General features: G+C 44.6%; 18 protein-coding genes. 6 read left to right on the forward strand and 12 right to left on the reverse strand.

All coding sequences use genetic code 11. The annotated features are described in order from the left end of the window. Positions 1–20 precede the first annotated feature (20 nt). The 12 genes from HUU58_00340 to fsa all read right to left on the reverse strand — a co-directional run bounded on the left by HUU58_00340 (position 21) and on the right by fsa (position 12,275). Complete coding sequence (locus HUU58_00340) at positions 21–1,367, reverse strand: thymidine phosphorylase (GenBank protein ID NUN44102.1); 1,347 nt, start codon at positions 1,365–1,367, stop codon at positions 21–23. Beyond that, complete coding sequence (locus HUU58_00345) at positions 1,354–2,121, reverse strand: class I SAM-dependent methyltransferase (GenBank protein ID NUN44103.1); 768 nt, start codon at positions 2,119–2,121, stop codon at positions 1,354–1,356. Before HUU58_00345 ends, HUU58_00340 begins: the two co-directional genes overlap by 14 nt. Continuing rightward, on the reverse strand, positions 2,105–2,767 hold the full coding sequence (locus HUU58_00350; GenBank protein NUN44104.1) for an HAD family phosphatase: 663 nt from the start codon (positions 2,765–2,767) through the stop codon (positions 2,105–2,107). The genes HUU58_00345 and HUU58_00350 overlap by 17 nt, the downstream gene beginning before the upstream one ends. Next, positions 2,768–3,475: a TIGR04283 family arsenosugar biosynthesis glycosyltransferase gene (locus tag HUU58_00355; protein NUN44105.1), complete on the reverse strand. Its 708-nt coding sequence runs from the start codon at positions 3,473–3,475 to the stop codon at positions 2,768–2,770. Then, on the reverse strand, positions 3,472–4,596 hold the full coding sequence (locus tag HUU58_00360) for a TIGR04552 family protein (GenBank protein ID NUN44106.1): 1,125 nt from the start codon (positions 4,594–4,596) through the stop codon (positions 3,472–3,474). Before HUU58_00360 ends, HUU58_00355 begins: the two co-directional genes overlap by 4 nt. Further along, entirely contained in the window at positions 4,593–5,444 is an 852-nt protein-coding gene (locus tag HUU58_00365; protein ID NUN44107.1) for a PHP domain-containing protein, read from the reverse strand. The genes HUU58_00360 and HUU58_00365 overlap by 4 nt, the downstream gene beginning before the upstream one ends. Positions 5,445–5,450: 6 nt before the next feature. Further along, a complete protein-coding gene (locus HUU58_00370) occupies positions 5,451–6,542 on the reverse strand; it encodes a response regulator (protein NUN44108.1) in 1,092 nt (363 codons plus the stop codon). 13 nt (positions 6,543–6,555) lie between these two features. Further along, positions 6,556–8,670, reverse strand: coding sequence for a response regulator (locus tag HUU58_00375; protein NUN44109.1), 2,115 nt, complete (start codon positions 8,668–8,670; stop codon positions 6,556–6,558). 100 nt (positions 8,671–8,770) lie between these two features. Then, positions 8,771–9,475 (reverse strand): Crp/Fnr family transcriptional regulator, encoded by a 705-nt coding sequence (locus HUU58_00380; protein NUN44110.1) that lies wholly within the window; start codon positions 9,473–9,475, stop codon positions 8,771–8,773. 64 nt (positions 9,476–9,539) lie between these two features. Beyond that, entirely contained in the window at positions 9,540–10,430 is an 891-nt protein-coding gene (locus HUU58_00385; protein NUN44111.1) for a diacylglycerol kinase family lipid kinase, read from the reverse strand. A gap of 11 nt (positions 10,431–10,441) precedes the next feature. After that, positions 10,442–11,530 (reverse strand): trypsin-like peptidase domain-containing protein, encoded by a 1,089-nt coding sequence (locus HUU58_00390; GenBank protein ID NUN44112.1) that lies wholly within the window; start codon positions 11,528–11,530, stop codon positions 10,442–10,444. A 91-nt stretch (positions 11,531–11,621) separates the two neighbouring features. Beyond that, positions 11,622–12,275, reverse strand: coding sequence for a fructose-6-phosphate aldolase (fsa, locus tag HUU58_00395; GenBank protein ID NUN44113.1), 654 nt, complete (start codon positions 12,273–12,275; stop codon positions 11,622–11,624). Positions 12,276–12,490: 215 nt separating this feature from the next. On the opposite strand from fsa, the gene uvrB reads away from it, so the two are divergent. From uvrB to HUU58_00425, 6 genes are all read left to right on the forward strand, one after another. After that, entirely contained in the window at positions 12,491–14,497 is a 2,007-nt protein-coding gene (gene uvrB, locus HUU58_00400; protein NUN44114.1) for an excinuclease ABC subunit UvrB, read from the forward strand. A gap of 90 nt (positions 14,498–14,587) precedes the next feature. Continuing rightward, on the forward strand, positions 14,588–15,391 hold the full coding sequence (locus tag HUU58_00405; protein NUN44115.1) for a tetratricopeptide repeat protein: 804 nt from the start codon (positions 14,588–14,590) through the stop codon (positions 15,389–15,391). 65 nt (positions 15,392–15,456) lie between these two features. Then, positions 15,457–16,041, forward strand: coding sequence for a sigma-70 family RNA polymerase sigma factor (locus HUU58_00410; GenBank protein NUN44116.1), 585 nt, complete (start codon positions 15,457–15,459; stop codon positions 16,039–16,041). A gap of 53 nt (positions 16,042–16,094) precedes the next feature. Beyond that, positions 16,095–17,000, forward strand: a complete 906-nt coding sequence (locus HUU58_00415; protein ID NUN44117.1) for a hypothetical protein — start codon at positions 16,095–16,097, stop codon at positions 16,998–17,000. A 2-nt stretch (positions 17,001–17,002) separates the two neighbouring features. Continuing rightward, positions 17,003–17,608, forward strand: coding sequence for a molybdenum cofactor guanylyltransferase (locus tag HUU58_00420; protein ID NUN44118.1), 606 nt, complete (start codon positions 17,003–17,005; stop codon positions 17,606–17,608). A 139-nt stretch (positions 17,609–17,747) separates the two neighbouring features. Next, positions 17,748–19,814, forward strand: coding sequence for a BamA/TamA family outer membrane protein (locus HUU58_00425; GenBank protein ID NUN44119.1), 2,067 nt, complete (start codon positions 17,748–17,750; stop codon positions 19,812–19,814). Positions 19,815–19,890: the final 76 nt, after the last annotated feature.

The raw sequence follows: 19,890 nt of genomic DNA on the forward strand, positions 1-19,890 counted from the left end.
AATAGTGATACGTTAAATGTTTATTCTAAGTTTCGATTATTTTCGATTTCTTTTAAACCGTGTTTATCCAGAACGCCGTAAATTAAGGGTTTTTTATCCGGTGCATTATACTCTATTTTATAAGCACTCTGTATTCGATGCGCGACCGTTTTTCCATCCACGCGGGGTGAATGATAAATTTCGGCAATGAGGTCATTGGCTTTGACGGCATCACCCACTTTTTTCTTTATAACTATACCGGCTGTCGGGTCAATCGTATCTTCTTTTTTACTGCGACCGGCACCGATCGCAACCGACGCTAAACCGATCTGCAATGTATCCGTCGCCGTGACAAATCCGTCCGTTTGAGCATACACCGGAGTTTTGCATTCGGCTTCAGGATACGTTTCAGGCCGGTCAATATAGGATAAATTACCGCCATGTACACGCACGATTTCACGAAATTTATCAAATGCTTTGCCGTTATTCAAATTATCTTTACACCGCGCATAGGCTTCGTCATACGTCATACCGGGATTAGCAAACATGAGCATATACGCCGTTTGCGCTAATGTCAGTTGAATAATATCCTGCGGGCCGCCGCCGCGTAAAACATCCAGCGATTCACGCACTTCCAGCCAATTGCCAATTCCCTCGCCGAGTGGTTCATCCATATTGGTAAGTAACGCCACAACCGATTTGCCGGCCGATTCACCGATAGATACCAAGTGTTGTGCCAGATTGACGGCGTCATCAAAGTGCCGCATAAAAGCGCCATTGCCCACTTTGACATCCAGTACAAGTGCGTCTATGCCTTCTGCTAGTTTCTTGCTCATAATACTTGCCGAAATCAGCGGTATAGATTCTACGGTCGCTGTCACGTCACGCAGCGCGTATAGTTTTTTATCGGCTGGAGCAATTTCCGCCGTTTGACCGATCATGCAAACTCCGATGGATCGCAGTACGTTTATGAATTTTTCCATCGAAAAAAAAATATCGAATCCGGTTATGGATTCAAGTTTATCCAATGTACCCCCCGTATGACCAAGACCGCGACCACTGATCATCGGCACGACAACGCCCAGCGAAGCTGCCAGTGGAGCAAGTATCAAAGAAATTTTATCGCCGACGCCGCCGGTACTGTGTTTGTCTACTTTGATACCCGGTATGGACGATAAATCAACAACCACTCCGGAATCCCGCATTGCCAAAGTCAGGTCCGTCGTTTCACGGAATGTCATTCCGTTAAAAAAAACGCTCATCAGCCATGCGGACATCTGATAATCGGGAATTTCGCCGTCGGTATACGACCGTATAAGCCACCGAATTTCATCGCCGGACAACTCCTGGCGATTTCTTTTTTTCATTATGATTTCATATGGCGACATAGTTTTTCTTTCTTAAAACAAAATGAACGCGCTCCGATGCCTCACTTCCGTCCGTAAAACCAAGATTGGCTAATTGCGCAACGCAGGTAAATGGTGATGCACGGATTATCGCATGGATTTCATCCAAAGAATAAATTCGTTGTTGATGGGTTTCATGAAACAAGGTTCCGTTTATTTCTGCTTCGATTTCGTTAAATTGTGTTCGGGAAACGCGATCATAGTAACTGCGGCGTTTGTAATGATGCGTTCGATCCAGTTCATACCTCTGATCGAAGTGATCAAGTGAGTTTTTTTCAGTACAGACATCAAAAATAAAAACACCACGGTCCGTGATACACTCAGAAACATGATTAAAGAAATTCAGGATATCTTCAGCTTTCATCAGATAATTAACACTGTCATATAGGCAAAGCGCGGCATCGCATTCGACAGTAGGCTTGAAAGAAAGCATATCGCCAGTAAAAAATTGCATCTTATCCGATTGAGCAACGGGTTTTTTACGTGCGGTCATGATCATGGTTTCAGACCGATCGCTGCATATCATCGTATAAGGAAACGCGGCCATCGCTGCGGCAAAATTACCGGTTCCGCAGGCAAATTCACAGACGGTTGATATACCAGACCCGTAACGCTCGAATATTTGATGAATAAATGACGACCATGTCCGGTAATCCACATGCTCCATCATGCCGTCATAAAAATCTGCAAGCATAGAATACGGAGGTACATTCTTTTTTTCAAGAAAAGGCTGCATGCGCCATCACTTTCAGTGAAAATAAGTCCGGAATTACAACATCCGCTTCATTCAAATATTTTTGATCTAGGGTCGTCGTCAGTGCGATACACGCCATCTTCGCTTTTTTGGCTGCAGTTACTCCCAAAGGTGCGTTTTCTATCACAATGCACCGTTCGGGTGATACGGAAAGCCTCGTCGCCGCTGTCGTGTAGGGCTCCGGATCAGGTTTGGTTTTCATAACGTCATCAGCCGTTATGATGACTTCAAATCGTTTTGTAAAATCCGGCCCCACTGTTTTATAAAAACGGTCCCGATGCGCTCCGGTAACCAATCCGGTTTTCAGACCTTGTTTGCGAAACCATTCGATCAAGTCCTCAGCCCCATCGTAAAGCTTAGGTTTTGCCGTATTCAGGTATAAATTATTCTTCTTCTTTCCAATCTCCTGACCATATTTAATATCCACGCCGTGGTTCATACATAATTGTTCGGCTATTACAAAAAGGCTTTGGCCTTCGAGTAAACAAAATTCGTCCCAGTTTATGGAAACGCCGTATTCAGAAAAAACACTATTCCAAGAGCGATGGTGATCGCCAATACTATCCATGAGTACGCCGTCAAAATCAAAGAGTACGGCTGAAAATTCCTGTAAACGTAAGTTTGACATCTATCGTTTTTTCATTCTGCGATGATATCGCATTTCTAATTCTTCCGGTGAAGCACCCAGCAAACGAAAACGAATAATCACTTCCGCCGCGATACATATGCGCTTGACGATACCGGAAGAAAAATATCGGCGCGACGAAACGATAACCGGATCTTTTATGATAATCATTCGCCCTGCCTTTTTCATTGCATCACAAAATATCACATCTTCCAACAAAGACACTTGTTTAAATCCGCCAAGCTGATGAAATACGCTTGATCGGACAAAGATCGCATTGGTACCAACGAGATTACGCAACCAAAGTGTGCGGATCGTATTGATGAGGATACGGTACAATCGCATGAGCATATTTTCGGGATTATATTTTTTTTGAAATCCGCCGCCGATGCATTGGGGATCGCTCAGAAATTGTTCGACGGATTTAAACGCATCCGGAGGAAGTTGGCAATCTACATGCAAAAAGAGCAGTACCTCACCTTTAGCGGCTTGGGCTCCCCGATTAAGTTGGTTCGCTCGCCCTTTATCACCCGATACGACGGTGCACGGAAAAGATAAATTTTTCAAATCACTTACACGTTCGAGCGTTCCATCTGTACTGCCACCGTCGGAAACGATAACTTCGAATACGCCGGTCTGATGTTTCAGTTGTTCAATACAATGGGTTATCCACTGGCCTTCATTGAGGACAGGTATGATGACAGAGATCATCCCGGAGAATTTCCGTTTTGTTGGAGACCAAGACGTTGATTGACAGCATCCATTTGTCGCTGTTTGTATTTACTATGGCTGCCCTCGCCGATCTCATTATTCTGGTACGTCATCTGGTCCATGATCTGTATTTCGACCGGCACAAAAATAATACGGCCAAATTCGGAAAAATCCGGTGTGTATAAAAAATCATCCACCCGTATCGGTATATCCATAACGATATTGATGGAACGATAGCTTGTGCTTGAAAATTTATTTTCTTTGGATACTTCATCCGGATCAAAACCGTGCGTATCTTTTCGTCTGAGAAATTTTGCGTACGATCTCAGATTGGGAAACATCTCAACGAGCTCTGCAAAGGCAATCAGATTATTATGCGAACTCCCCGGAATAACATAATTAAACGGACAAATCGTGCGGCCTAAAAAATACAATACCGGCAGTATGTCTTCGAGCGTCTGAGTAATGATACGAAAGCGGATACGGTCATAGATAGCCGCCGCATGATTTTCTTTCTTGGCCATCAGTTTGGTAACCATGCTCATCTTGTCTTTATGGCTTCCGTAAAAATCAACGATATGAAATTCGTTATTTTTCATCGTCGTAACGGCATGTTCCACTTTCCGTTCGACGGCAAAATAAAGATCCGAAGCCCGCATCTGGCACCGGTGGAAAAGTTCGCGCGCATCCAGGTGGTTGATCGTATGCATGATCTTGAGGACCATACACGCATAAAATTGATGTTTATTTTTTCGTGCGGACTGTGAAGCGAGATACAGAAGTTGTTCGATGGTGGCCGATTCCGGTCGGATTTCTTTGGGTATACGATGCGGGTATTTACTGTCGAGATATTCGACCGCTTCGCGATGAATTTTTTCAATACGTTTGTGGTCCTGCACATTGGTAAGATCGTAGCCGTTGACTTGTAAAAAAAGCTGAACCTGATCCGGTGTATGAAAATCTAGACGGAACCAATCAATCACCGAATCTCCGTTGAGTACCAGCCGAATGGCTTCGAGATCACTCAAACGCATATCGCTGAGATAGAGTATCTCCTGCGGAGAAAAAATATTTTTCACCGGCGGAACATACAACGGCGCTTTTTTCTTGGGATCAATCATGCGTTTACTTTGCGCAAAGCTTGTGCGCGATCCTTGAGTCGCTGGACGACGGAATACGGGACACGGTACTGACCTATGAGCGGCACTTGCCCTCGCCCGTGGCAATCGGAACCGCCGCTTTCTTCGAGTCCGTATTGTACAGTAAGGCGTCGGTAATATGCGGTCGAATCGGCCGTATGTTTGGGATGAATGCACTCGATTCCGTGGATACCGGCTTTGATCATATCATAGACATGCGTTTCTTTCATATTAAGCGTAGGATGCGCCAAAACGGCTACACCCCCGGCCTTTTCGATGAGCTCGACGGCAAAACGCGGTGAAATTTTATATTTATCCTCATAGGCTGTACCGTCAGGGCCGAGAAACCGCGCAAAAACATCGTTGATATTGTACGCCAATTTTTTGGATAACATCACATCGGCAATGTGCGGTCTGCCGATCACACCGCGACCGGCTTTCATTTCGACTTCTTCGATCGTAATCTCCATGCCTTGTTTTTGAAGACGGTCAATAATACGTATGGCCCGGTGGCGCCGCTCATCTCGGTAAAGCTGCAGTTGCGCATCCAATGCCGCATCGGTGTGATCAAAACAATATCCCAAAACGTGAATATCGCGTCCATCCCAAGTCGTGCTGAGTTCTATGCCGGTCAGGACTTCCACATTATGTTTATTCCCCGCTTCTGTGGCTTCATCCACGGCCTTCACCGTGTCATGATCGGTGATCGCTATACAGTTCAGGCCGATTTTGGCGGCGTACTTTACAATGGCTTCCGGCGATAATATGCCATCCGAATAATAGGAATGCATATGCAGATCGGCCCAAAGTTCGGACGTTTTTTCGATCATAAATCCTTAGAGTAATTCCGATAATAGCGGCGCTTGTTTTTTAAAAGCCATCCGAAGTCCGCCGAGATTGACTTCCGGTTCGCATAAGACAAATAACCATTCTTTGCGACCGGGCACTGGCGCCATGAAAATGGTTTTCTTATTGAAATCAAGAGTGATAAAACGAAGCCCTTCGCCTTTCAGTTCCGTATCCACTTTCAGCAGATATTCCAAGCCTGGTGGAATGATCGTACTCAGAAGCGTGATATCCATACGCTCTTCTTTTTTTTCATTAAAAAGCGACGCTCTCGAAAACCCGGCATCATCGATCACAGCTACCAGATCCACACCTTTGATTTTGATAAACTCCGCTATAGATGACTTTATTTTTTCGAGCATCTCCTGACGCGATTCTTCTTTGATCTGCGTTTTCGTCTCGGGCGAATATTCATCTTTGCGGCGCATTCCTTCCAATAAAAGACTTTGCCACCCTTTATCTATAGTCTCTTTTTCGGGATCTTCACCTTTACGAAATTCAAAACGTCCGTTTTCCCATGCCAATATTTTATAAAACGCTTCTTCGCCGATCAGCGTACCGCATTCGGCATGAACAATATTACCATCACTAAAGTATAATGTTCCCTTCTCTTCATCTTTGTTTACCACCAAGGCGGCTTTCATACGCCCGAGTATATTCATTTGGATAAGATCGGACAACTGAAAGTCGGAAACTTTACCGTCAAATCCTTTTTTCTCCGTCAGTGCACGGTGTATCAGCGTACGCAGCTCTTCGATTTCAAACGGTTTTTCGATGTAGTACAACGAACCGCGATCCGTAGCTTCACGTTGAACTTCGGCGGAACCAAAGGCTGTCATAATGATAACCTTGGTTGTCGAATACGTTTCTTTGATTTTTACAAGCAGTTCCAACCCGGACATACCCGGCATTTTGATGTCGCTTACTACCAGATCCACAGGTAATTGGGAAAGAACATTAAGCGCCTCTTGAGCGTTATTGACACAGATCAGGTCAAAACTATCCTTGTCTTTAGATAAATTTTTGGAAATGCTCCACGTAAGGTCTTCTTCGTCGTCAACTATGAGTACTTTTTTTTGCATATGGATTTAACGGTTAGATGGTTGTTGTCAATGTATGCCGGTTTTCCAATATAGATTTTGATTTTTCTGCACAAGGTATGTGCATGATGAATGTTGTACCTTTACCCGGTACACTTTCCACTTTGATTTCACCTCCGTGCTCCTGCACGATACGATACACGATCGAAAGACCTAACCCGATACCACCGGGTTTAGTCGTAAAAAAAGGATCAAAAATGGAACGAACTTGCTCTTGAGGAATACCTTTCCCCGTATCGCTGACGCGTATTTCCGCCATAGTTACCGGTAAATCATAGTTATTCAGCGGTGTACGCTGAACGGATTGAGCAAGGATCGCGATGCGCCCTCCTTGACCGATCGCATCCATAGCGTTCATCATAAGATTAAGCATGACTTGCGAAAATTGATTTTCATCCACCTCGATGGGCACAAGTTTTTCGTCATACGCTTCGTGTATTTCGATGTGATCCGTCTCGGCACGCGCTTTCAAAAGAGCCTTGATTTCTTGTATCAGTTCCGGCAGTGCACAGGCTTTTTTCTCCGGGCGCACGGGTTTGGCATAGGTGAAAAAAGCTTTAAGCAAATCGTTGAGCCGGTTAATCTGTTTGATAATGCGATAAACATACTCATGGCGCGGGTCATCGGGCGGCAGTTCCTTTTGAAGGGCCTGTGCGATGGTTTTAATGCCCGCCAAAGGGTTGCGAATTTCATGCGCAATGGCACTGGTCAATGCGCCCGATGCGGCGAGACGATCCATTCGCATGATCGTCTCATGCATGGATTTGACCAGGGAAATATCTTTGAAACTGATAATATACCCTACCATGTTGTGGTCGACGTCGTAACGCATAGTGGTCGTAAAACCTAGAAAAAGGCGTGTACCGTCTTTTTGTCGAACCTGCACCTCCGCATTGCCCGGGGCGGATTCATTTTCTACCGTCGGATGAAGCATGCGTGAGGCCTCTTCGCGACCAAAAATTGTTTCCATTTTGTGATCGAGCAATTCGTTATCGGAATATCCTAAAATGGATTTGGCGGCACGATTGACAAATAAAATGCGCCCGGAAAAATCAGCCGTGATGATACCGGCGCTGACATTGTGCAAAATACTCTCATTAAAATTTTTCAAATCCACCAATGCATGCGTCGCCTGCCGAATTTGATCCTGCAAGTTACGATTGAAATCCGACAACTTATTAAAAAGCTGCATATTCTCCATCGCTAAGGCGATTTGACCGGACACCGTCATGAGTAATGAAAGGTCGCCGTGTTCGAAACCCATCTGTGTTTTTTTATTGATGATCATCATCACCCCCATGAGCTGACCGCGTATGTATATGGGTGTACATATCGCTGCACGCAACGGATTGGGCGTCAGTGCATAAATCGCCGCGGGTATCCTTTCATCGCGAACGGCATCATTGACGATCATCGGCTTTTCATAACGCTCGATATATTCAAAAATCGAACCGCCATGCGGTAATAACGTCCCGATGTGTTTTTCGGAAATATGAGATGACAATGTATGAATCGCCCAGTCCGATCCTTCCCGCGTTATGAGCAGAGCAACTTCGACGCCAAACGCGGCCGTTATTTTATCAATAATTTCCGCTAATACGATTTTCTGTTCTTTGAGCGAAATAACAATCCGCGCTATGTCCGATAGAAGTTGCAGTTCGCGGGTACGTTCTTCTAATTTACGTTTTTCGGTTTCTTTTTCAGATATCAAATTTTCCAAACGATCGTGCAGATGCTTGATGCGCAAGAGGTTGACGACACGCGACAACAGTTCGACACGATTGTACGGTTTCGTGATAAATTCGTCCGCACCCGCCTGTATCGCGCGATTGCGCGTTACTTTATCGGACATACCGGAAGCCAGCATCACCGGAATATGCCGCGTTCGTTCGCTCTCTTTAAGCAAACGGCACACCTGAAAGCCGTCCATCGCATACGTATCGGTAGCAATCAGCGCCAAATCATAATCGAGGCTTTTTACCTTATCGAGCACATCGTGGCCGTCATGTGCATGAACCAATGCATAATCGTTGGAGACGAGAATTTCCGTCAATGCGGACGCGGAGTCCGGATGCGGGTCACAAATTACGATAGTGGCTTTTTTCTTCATATGATTTATGCGCGGGCAATATACGGAAGCACCTTTTCAAAAGCCAAAAAAACAAAAGCCAACCGTAGGGCTGGCTTTGGGCTGCATTCCATATTTATTCTTAAACCAAATCTTTTTTAAATTTTTCAAAATCTCTGATCACAAGTTTATTACCATCTTTAGATACATAACCATCATTGATAAAACGCTGTAGCACCCGGGAGATCGTCTCGCGACTTGTTCCTGACATATTGGCCAAGTCCTGTTGCGTCGGTAAATTGGGAATTTCGATGGTACTGCCGTTATTGGGAATACCAATATCTTCGGCTAAGCGTGCGATCGTACCGGCTACTTTGCCGGTCGAATTTTTCAGCGATAGATTTTTAATCTGAGAATCGGATTTTCGCATACGACTTGCCAATTCACGCAGAAGTTGGATAGCGATTTGCGGAAATTCACTAAGTAAGTTGAGAAAATCATCCCGGTTAATAAGAAGCATCTCTGCATCTTTTGTACAAACCACATTAGCCGAACGCGACTGGCCATCTAGCAACGACAATTCGCCAAAAAAATCTCCCTCCGCCATAACAGCCAATATTACTTCACGGCCATCTTCACTGATGCGTGAAATTTTGACTTGCCCGGTCATCACAATAAAGAGCGTTTGGCCGCCTTCATCCTCGAAAAGCACAACCTGCTCTTTTGTGTAACTGCGTTGAAAGGCTACGTTCGCTATTTTCTCCAGGTCTTTAATACCAAGGCCGGAAAAAATAGGTACTATTTTTAGCGTCTCAAGTTTCCGCGTTACGGATTTGTTATCGTTCATAGATATTGTTTGAAGGGATTTTGGAACGGCACAAAGTACAATATTCGCATCCTGCAATCAAGAACTAATTAGGTACAAGCACTTTGAGGCGCCCCGGCAGAATTTTAAAATGTAAGGTGTTATTTGTTTCGCGCGCTTCGCCGTCCATGTGATAATATATTTTACCGGACGGTATCACCTCGGCTTCCTGCACACGCAAGCTGACCACATCTTTGACTTTATCAATCGTACCGTTAAATAAACGCCATCCGTTTAAAAGACCTTTAACAAAAGACATGGACTGTATCATGGAAATATCAAAGGCACCGTCATCCGGTAAGGCATTAGGGGCGATACGCGCACCATTACCGTATTCATCCGTATTAGCTATCGCTAAGATAAAGGGTTTGCCGGAGTACAACACATCATCGGCTTTCAAAGTAAGCGCCACCGGCGCATAACCATTGTACGCCGTGAGCGATAAATATACATACGGCAGAAGCCCGCGGCGCCCTTTGCGTTGATTAAAAAGCCGCCCGATGTAAGCATCGTAACCGATACCGGCAAATCCGAAAAATAACCGCTCCTGTGGGCCATCAGTGAGTTGCCCGACATCAATGCGGCGAACTTTTCCGTTTGGAATACCTTGTACTGCCGTGGATGGCTTAAGTGGTATCGCCAAACCGCGTGCCAAACCATTGCCTGAACCGTAAGGGATAATCGTAAAAGCCGAATCAGAATCCATAACGCCCTGTGCCGTTTCATTGGCCGTGCCGTCTCCGCCTGCCGATGCGATAACATCATATCCTTGTTGCACTAAATTTCGCGCCATTACCGTCGCATCGCCCGGGCCTTGGGTTTTGTGTAATGTTATCGTATGACCCTGAGCAACCAATTTGCCGGCCAAAGCGCTAACCTCTTCGTATGCATTATGATGCGTTCCCGCACGCGGGTTGACGATAAAACCTATTTTCATCTATTGTTCGACTACACCTTTCCCAATTTTAACTGCAACGTAAGACGCTTCTTTTCGCGTAATACCTCGACATCTACGACATCGCCGGCACGCAAGTCGTCGCCTAACGTGATTTTTCGAAAATCGTATTCTGAATTGATCGGTTTATCATTGATTTTTACGATAAGATCGCCGACCAGCAATCCGGCATTTTCAGCCGGGCCGTTTTTGATAATTTCGGAAACGACGATACCTCGTAATTCTTTTAGACCAAGGTATTTGGCGATCATTTGATCCACCTGCTGATAGCGAAAACCCATCGTAAAATAACGATCCACCTTACCGTTGGATTTTAGTTCGGATATAATTTTATCTATGCGATGAATCGGTATTGCAAACCCGATACCGATACTCGTTTTTGAAGTGTTACTTCCGCTGTAAATGAAAGTATTCATCCCTATCACTTCGCCATTACTGTTCAGTAAAGGCCCCCCGCTATTTCCACCGTTAATCGCAGCGTCGGTTTGTATCATGTTTTGGTAGACGTGATCGTTATCTACGAGCCCGAAATCACGATTGGTCGCACTGATCACACCGACCGTTACCGTAGGTTGGCTATTGATGTCAAACAAACCGAACGGATTGCCCATGGCAATAACCCATTCGCCGATAAGCAGTTTTTCCGAATCGCCAAATTCGAGATATTTGAGTTTGCGCTCCGGTTCGATCTTGAGTAACGCGATGTCCGTAGTTTTATCGCCGCCGACTATTTTAGCGGGATATTTTGTACCGTCGGTCAATGTAACAACGATCTCTACGGCACCATTGATCACATGGTGATTGGTGACAATATACCCATCCGATGAGATGATGAAGCCCGACCCAAGGCCTTTGACTTTATCGTAATATTTTTGCTTCGGAAAAAATTGGCTGAAAAAATCGTCATTAAAAAAAGGATTCCCGTAGGTAAATTCTTGAATCTGTACGACGTTGATACCGACGACGGCAGGTAACGCCTTTTTGACGGAACGGGTAATCGCATTTTGACGCGACGACGTAATGTCATCTTGCGCAACAAGAGAGAAACATACGAAGAAAAATATTAAACCCCAGCGCTTCATCCGGAACCTCCTGAAATGTTGTACTTCATTATATGCAACCTTGCTTACGTAGGGTAAATCCAAAAGGTTCCGGCGCGTACTGATTCATTCATTATTTTCCGGCTTTTACTTTGGCCCAATCTTCAAGAAACTTTTTCAAACCGAGGTCGGTCAACGGATGCGCGATCAGCTGATCAATCACTTTATAAGGCATCGTACAAACATGCGCACCGATCTGAGCGGCTTCGACCACATGCATCGGATGACGTACGCTGGCCACGAGAACCTGCGTCTCATACCCATAATTGATATACATATTCACGATTTCTTCGATAAGTTGCATACCGTTGGTGCTGATATCGTCAAGACGACCCACAAAAGGACTGATAAATGTGGCACCTGCTTTCGCAGCCATCAAAGCCTGATTGGGCGAAAAGCATAGCGTCACATTCGTCTTTATACCGTCCGACGTAAAACGTTTGCAAGCCTGTAAGCCGGATTTGATCAATGGTAATTTGACCGTGATGTTGGAGTGAATTTTGGCTAATTCGTAACCTTCTTTGAGCATGCCGTCCAGATCGGTACTGACCACTTCCGCCGATATAGGTCCGTCAACGACTTTACAAATCTCTTTCAGCAAATCATGAAAATTGACATTTTTTTCGCGCGCTACCAGAGATGGGTTGGTTGTCACACCATCCAAAATGCCCAACGATGCGGCTTCGCGAATTTCATCTAAATTGGCGGTATCAATAAAAAACTTCATACGACGACCTCCTGCGGTTAATAAACGGCCTCAACTCTTCGATTAATTTTAGCAGAACGGTCTCAAAATAGCCCTTTGATTTTATCCAATCAAGGCTATTTCTGCATATGAAATTTATGCAAAGCACAAGCACATTATTGATACATTTGTTTTTTCATTGTTATTTTTTTATATACTGACATAAGGTTGTCACTACGATCGTGTATATTTGATGTATGGAATTTAAACTCAAATCCGATTATGCCCTACAAGGCGATCAAAAAGAAGCCGTAGCCCATCTTGTGCGGGGCATCCGAGACGGACAGCAACACCAAACTCTATTGGGCGTTACCGGTTCAGGTAAAACATTTACCATGGCTAATGTCATAGCTCAGATCGGCAAACCTACCCTCGTACTCTCTCATAATAAGACTCTGGCGGCGCAGCTTTACGGTGAACTCAAACAATTTTTTCCGGACAATGCCGTCGAATATTTTATCAGTTATTACGATTATTACCAACCTGAAGCCTACGTCGCGTCAACGGACACCTACATCGCTAAAGATATGTCCATCAATGACGAAATCGAAAAATTACGTCTTCGCGCTACCAGTTCGTTATTGGAACGTCAGGATGTCATAATTGTCGCATCAGTAAGTTGTATTTACGGCATCGGGTCACCGCAAGATTACAAAGATATGTTTGTTTTTGCAGAAAAAGGGCAAACCGTTGATCGTAATAAAATGCTCGCCCGTTTGGTAGATATGCAATATAACCGCAATGATATTGCTTTTGAACGCGGCACATTTCGTGTGCGCGGTGATGTGATTGATATCTATCCGGCTTACGAAGATCACTATGTCCGTATCGAATTATTCGGCGATGAGATCGAACAGATCGCTTATCTTGATCCGGTAACACATAAAACTATCACAAAACCGGCAACGGCGATTATTTTTCCGGCGACACACTTTGTCACATCAGAAAGCAAATTGCATCAAGCCATACTGCGTATACAAAAAGAACTCGAAGAGCGTTTGACTTTTTTTCGGAGTCAAAATCGCCTGGTCGAAGCACAACGGCTGGAGCAACGCACCAAATACGATATCGAGATGATGCTGGAGTTAGGCTATTGCTCGGGCATCGAAAACTACTCACGCCACATTGACGGCCGCGATGAAGGTGACAGACCGGCCTGTTTGCTGGACTACTTCCCCAAAGATTTTCTGATGTTCATAGACGAATCCCACGTAACGATATCGCAGGTGCGCGCTATGTATAACGGCGATCGCGCACGAAAAACGAATCTGGTCGAATATGGATTTCGTTTGCCTTCCGCTTTGGATAATCGCCCGCTCAAATTTGAAGAATTTGAAAAAATGCTGAGTCAGGTCGTGTATGTCAGCGCCACGCCCGCCGACTATGAATTGCAAAAATCCGGCGGAGAAATCGTTGAACAAATTATACGCCCGACCGGTTTGCTTGATCCTATGATCGAAGTGCGTCCCGTAAAAAATCAGATTGATGATCTGATCCACGAAATCCGCAAACGAACGCAGGCCGGTGAACGCGTGTTGGTCACCACCTTGACGAAACGTATGGCCGAAGACCTCACGGAATATTTAGCCAACCTCAAAATACGGGTTCGCTATATGCACTCCGAAATTGATTCTTTGGAAAGAGTGGATATCCTGCGCGATTTGCGGTTGGCGGGTTTTGACGTATTGGTAGGTATCAATCTTCTACGGGAAGGCTTGGATCTTCCGGAAGTTTCCCTGGTTGCCGTACTTGATGCCGACAAGGAAGGTTTTTTGAGAAGTGAACGCTCGCTGATGCAAACAGCCGGACGTGCTGCGCGCAATGCCAACGGAACCGTGATTTTTTATGCCGATAAAATGACCGACTCAATGAAATTAGTCATTGATGAAACCGGTCGTCGCCGTGCCATGCAAATGGCGCATAACGAAAAACACGGTATAACGCCGACCACGGTTTTCAAATCAAAGGAACAAATTATCCGATCCACATCGGTTGCCGATTATTTTACGTACAAAGAAGGCCAGGAGGAAGCTCAAGCTTTAGCGGCAGCCGAAGCGACGATAGACTATCAGACCATGTTGAGCGCCGATGACCGCAAAGCCATGATAAGCAAACTCAAAACGGAAATGCAAGAAGCCGTAAAAAAATTGGAATTTGAACGTGCCGCCAGCCTCCGGGACCAAATCATTCGCCTCGAAAAATAAAACCAACACATCCGTATATCATAAATCCTCGCATAATTGTTTTTACTGTTTCTCGTTGGCATTTTAGCCGCGTTCAATTATATTGCCACCATGAAAAAATTGACCTCATGGTTTGCAATACTTTTGATTGCGACCGTTATCAAGTCCTGCGGCGGTTGTAATGAGCGACAGCTTCTAGAAAAAGCAAAACCTTATTATGAAAAAGCCGTAGAACTTGAGCAAAACGGACAGTTTTCGTCAGCCGTGGCCTTTTACGATACGGCGATTCAGATTTTTCCGGATTACCGCGATGCTTATTTTCAAATGGGCACAGTTTATGAACGCCTCGTATTGCCGGAAAAGGCCGCCGCATCATACCGCACCGCAATCCGCATTGACGCGGACTTTGCAGCCGCACATAACAACCTCGGCAATTGCTACGGAAAGCTCAACAAATTGGACAGCGCTTTGCTGCACTTGAAAAAAGCTATCCAGTTGGATACTCAATCCCCTTCGGCTCATTACAATTTAGGTCACGCCGCATTGCTCAAAGGTGATTTCTTCGGGGCAGAAACAGCTTTTACTACAGCCTTAGCATTACGCCCGTCCGACCCTGATTATTTGCAGGCATTAGCAATGCTGTATGTTACACAAAACAAATTGGCCGAAGCACTGCCTCTTTATGAGCGCGCTGCCTTGCAACGTCCGGCGCAACCGGAATTGAGATACCGTATGGCGTTGGTATATCGCGATCAGAAAATGTACCCTTCGGCATTAACCGAACTTGAAGCCTACCTGAAAACGCGAACCGACCCCCAGGAACAAACGATGATAAGACGCCTGATCGGCGAAATAAAAGTCGAACAAAGTCGCGAAAAACTGGCTCAGGCAAGAAAAGTGTACCAAAAACCATAAAAATTTCATTATTTTCCGTTTACCTTCTTTACCAAATTGTATTTATAACATAAGAAAAACGGCCCATGAATTCTGGTTCTCCGGTTTACGAAAACGCTACGATAGAAACGGATCAGATACTGATCGAACGTATTCGCCGTGGTGATGAAAAAGCGCTCGTCACGATCTATCATAATAATATCATGATGGTTCGCAAATATGTGATGGATAACAGCGGCCATGAAGACGACGCGCAGGATATGCTGCAGGATGCCATCGTTGTTCTTTGGGAAAATGTAACAAAAGGCCAGTTCGACTTGACTTCCAAGATCAGCACGTACCTTTATTCTGTGGTACGAAATAAATGGCTGCGGGAAATCAATAAACGCAAAATCGGCAAAACGAGCGATATTGCCGATTACGAAATGGCGGAAGAACAGATCGATGCCCTGCGCAGTGTGGTCCAAAAGGAAGAATTTAAGACTATTCTGCGTTGTATCGAAAATATGGGCGCTACGTGCCGTAAACTGTTGATGATGTTTTATCTAGAAGAAAAAGGCATGGAAGAAATAGCTCATGAGTTAAAATTCAGCAATACAGATGTCGCCAAGGCCAAAAAATGGCAATGCAAAAAAGAACTCGAAAAAATGGTCGAAAAAGCATTTCAATAAAACAGAAACTAAGCACAAGTAAAAACAAATAACACGAAATGATGCGATAGAATATGGTAAATCCGATCGACCGCCAATGGCTTGATGAAAATGAGATTATAGATAAGTTTGTCTTCGGCAGACTGACGGATAACGAATCTATCCGTCTGAGTGAATTACGTAAAAACGAAGATTTTAACGTGATGTTTGATCGCGAATTAATGACCATAGCCGCTTTGCGTGCACATGGCCGCATGGCCATGAAACAACGCATTAGAGAATTGCTCCATACATCTTCTCCGCTACATTTATCGCACACCGCAAATCCGGCATCCGGAAAAGTAATGACCATGCGTTTTGTGTGGCGTGCCGCAGCGGCCGTAGCTGTGATCGCCGGAGGACTCTGGATTTATAAGATGAATCTTCAACCGGCACCGGAAGTTGCTAAAAAACAAAATATTCAAAACGAGCAAGCACCGATTGTAAACACGGACAAACAGGCTCCTGCTCAAACGTCTACCGAGCCGGGTACTCCATCCAATGATGTAGCCGCAAAACGTACCAATAAACCCAACGAACGCAAGAGTATGATCGCCGGTCAGTTACCTCCGAGTAAAACTGATCGTACACGTCCGGCCGCTCTGGCTGCTGTTCCGCATGAAGTGTACGTGCCGATTTCAGTTTTGAATGCGACGGAATCCATAGAAACCCGTATTTTATTTAAAAATCCGTTCGACCTGGTTGCGGCGGATATACGCGAAACGCAGGATGAAAAGGACGGGCAGCTCAATTGGTTTTATGTGTACTACGAAAATCGTATCGTTAGCGCATATTTGGACAATTCTAAATATGTAGCAAGATTTATCGGGACCCATCTGAAGGAAGAACCCGGGGTCTTGATAATAAATACGCCTCAATCCAAATATCGCGTTGATCTTACGACTAAAGAAAAATTCAAAAAAGCCGTACGCATTCCTTAACCATGTGTGATTTTACGGGCATTATTCTGGCCGGCGGTCTATCCCAACGTATGGGTCAGGATAAATTTAGTCTCTATTTCTACGGAGTCCCACTTCTTAAGAATTTAGCTGATGAATTGGCTAAAACCGCACGCGAAATCCATATCGTAACTAAATCCCCTGACTCCTTAGCAGCGCTTAATATACATCACTCGATCATCACGGATGTGCATCCGTCGCGATCAGCGATGGCAGGAATCTATACCGGACTTCAATCCGCATTATATGACCACGTATTTGTTTTAGCTTGTGATTTACCCCTTTTTGATCATCGCGTAACCACTCTGATGCAATCCAGATTGCTTCAGTTTGATACGATCGTCCCCCAAACACCCGGCGGCCTTGAAACGCTATGTGCATTTTACCACAAAAAACACCTTCCTATAATTGATTCGATGATCCGAGGCGAAAATTACCGCTTAACGGATTTCCTGAATCAAACCAAAAATCTCGTTCTGCCTGCCTCACATTTTGAATCTGCAATTTACCCTGACGTTTTTTTTAACATGAATAGTCCTGAAGATTATTCGACAGCGTTAAAACTATTTAAAGATCGAAAAAACATCTAAAAAGGGAATATAAAGGATATATAATTGCAACTTTTTTGGTGTTAAACGGTCTTTTTAAGAAAATATAAAAATCCTGCAACTTTTTGGGATTAAGCATCGTAAAAAACAAAGCTAACCATATAAGAGATAAGGGGCGACCATGAAACTTTTCACGAAAACTTTAACAGCAGTTTGTTTATTGATGCTTAGCTGGACATTTCCAGGTATGGCACAAAATGAAATGATTGACGAAGACGGTGTTGTTGCAGATGTGCGTGAGAAATATTTGGCCGATTCCAAATCGGTCCTTATATACAACGGTAATCGTGAAATTCCCGAAGGACGCACGATCAAAAGCGACATTTTACTGCTCAACGGCGACCTTATTATTGCCGGTACTGTGGAAGGTAAAATTGTCGTTTCCAATGGAAATATCATCATGCGCGAAACCGGTTCGGTCACTCGTGATGCTGTCAGTATCAACGGCCGCGTCGAAACGGTTAATTCCGATCAGATTGCAGGCAACATTCTGCAGGTAAAGTCCTCTCAGCGCTCAACGAATAAACAAGATATCGCCGCAAAGCAAGAATCTAATTTTTCAGCCGATGAATTTACAGCAGATGAAACATCAAGCGAAGCAACAGCTTACACTCCATCCGTCAAGTCGAATAGTTATCAAGAAAATGATCCCGAGGAATTAAACGATGATGAAACCTCCGTAACACCACCTACTGTCCAGCGTAAGGACGGTGCGCGGGTATATGACTATAAAAACAAACGTAAGAATAAAAGTATTACCCCGTATGTCGAAGTGCCACCTGTGGTAGAAGCTCCTAACGCGGACAACATGACCGAAGCGGATTGGAAGCGGTTCAATCGCGAGATGGAAAAGTTTAATCGTAAAATGGAAAAATTTAACCGCAAAATGGCACGGATGAATGAAACCGTCGAAAAAGATCTGCCGGAATACGAATATAACTATACTCCCCAGACGGATGAAGACGACAATGAAGACGAAGATCGTTCGCACAGCGCTTCGTTTGTACGGGTGGATAATGTGCCTCGCCGTAATGAAGATCGTACAAGTCCGCGCTATTATTCACGCAATAATTATTGGGACAATCATCAGGAAAAACTTCGTAATACATCCTTCGTTCTTTTTGACTACAATCGTGTAGACGGTCTTTATATCGGCGGCAAAATAGATCGTGACCATCAGATATATGATAACAAACCGTTTCAAATATATGGTGAAGCCGGTTATGCTTTCGGACCTAAAGATTTCCATTACCGCCTTGGCCTGGATAAAATCTGGGGTGCGGAATACCGATTTACTTTAGGCGGCGAAGTACACGATCTTACGACGACAAATGATAATTGGATCGTCGGTCAGATGGAAAACGCCATGAATTCCATGCTGCTAAAAATAGACAATCGAGATTATTTTCGTACACGCGGTTTTAGTTTCCAAGCTCAGCAAAATCTGAACAGTCAATTCAAAATAAGCGTTGCATACAAAGTTGATGACTACTCGTCCGCATCCAATAATGTTAATTGGGCGCTTTTTCGGAGTAAAAAAATTGACTTCCGAACAAACCCTATGATTGATGAAGGTCGCATGAACAGCGTTGTTGTACGTGCTGAACTCAATACGCGCGGATGGGTCTATAATAATCGCAAGTACAGCAAACGTGTAGGATGGGATATTTACGGCGAAGCCGAGCGTAGCCGCGATGAGTGGAATTCCAATTTTGATTTTTCTCGCTACGTTCTGAGCATCGCACGCTACCAACCGCTGAGCCGTTACGAAAATCTGGATATGCGCCTGATGTTGGGATCGGTGACCGGCACTGTCCCCGCTCAGAAAATGTTTCACCTCGGCGGCATCTCCACCTTACGCGGTCATGATTATAAAGCGATGTCGGGAAATCAAATGGCATTGGCTAATGTCGAATACCGCATCAGTTCCGGTGCTCTGAAAAATGATCGCATTTTCCCCATTCACCCGTTTAGTGCCATTTTATTTGCCGACGCCGGTTATGCATGGAATAATACGATTTATTCCATTCGCGAATTGGCTCGCGGAACCAATCTGCGCGATATACAAACCGACCTCGGCGTAGGTATTGGCGATGAAAATGACCTGTTCCGATTTGATATTGCCAAATCAGTAAGCGAAAAAGGCAGTCCTTACAAATTTGCATTCCGCGTGAATTACATTTTCTGATTTGATACAAACTTATCGTACAACCCCGCTTCGTCATCCGATGCGGGGTTTTTATTTTACATGCATTATCAGGCTT

Source organism: bacterium, assembly GCA_013360215.1.
Classification (GTDB): domain Bacteria; phylum CLD3; class CLD3; order SB21; family SB21; genus JABWCP01.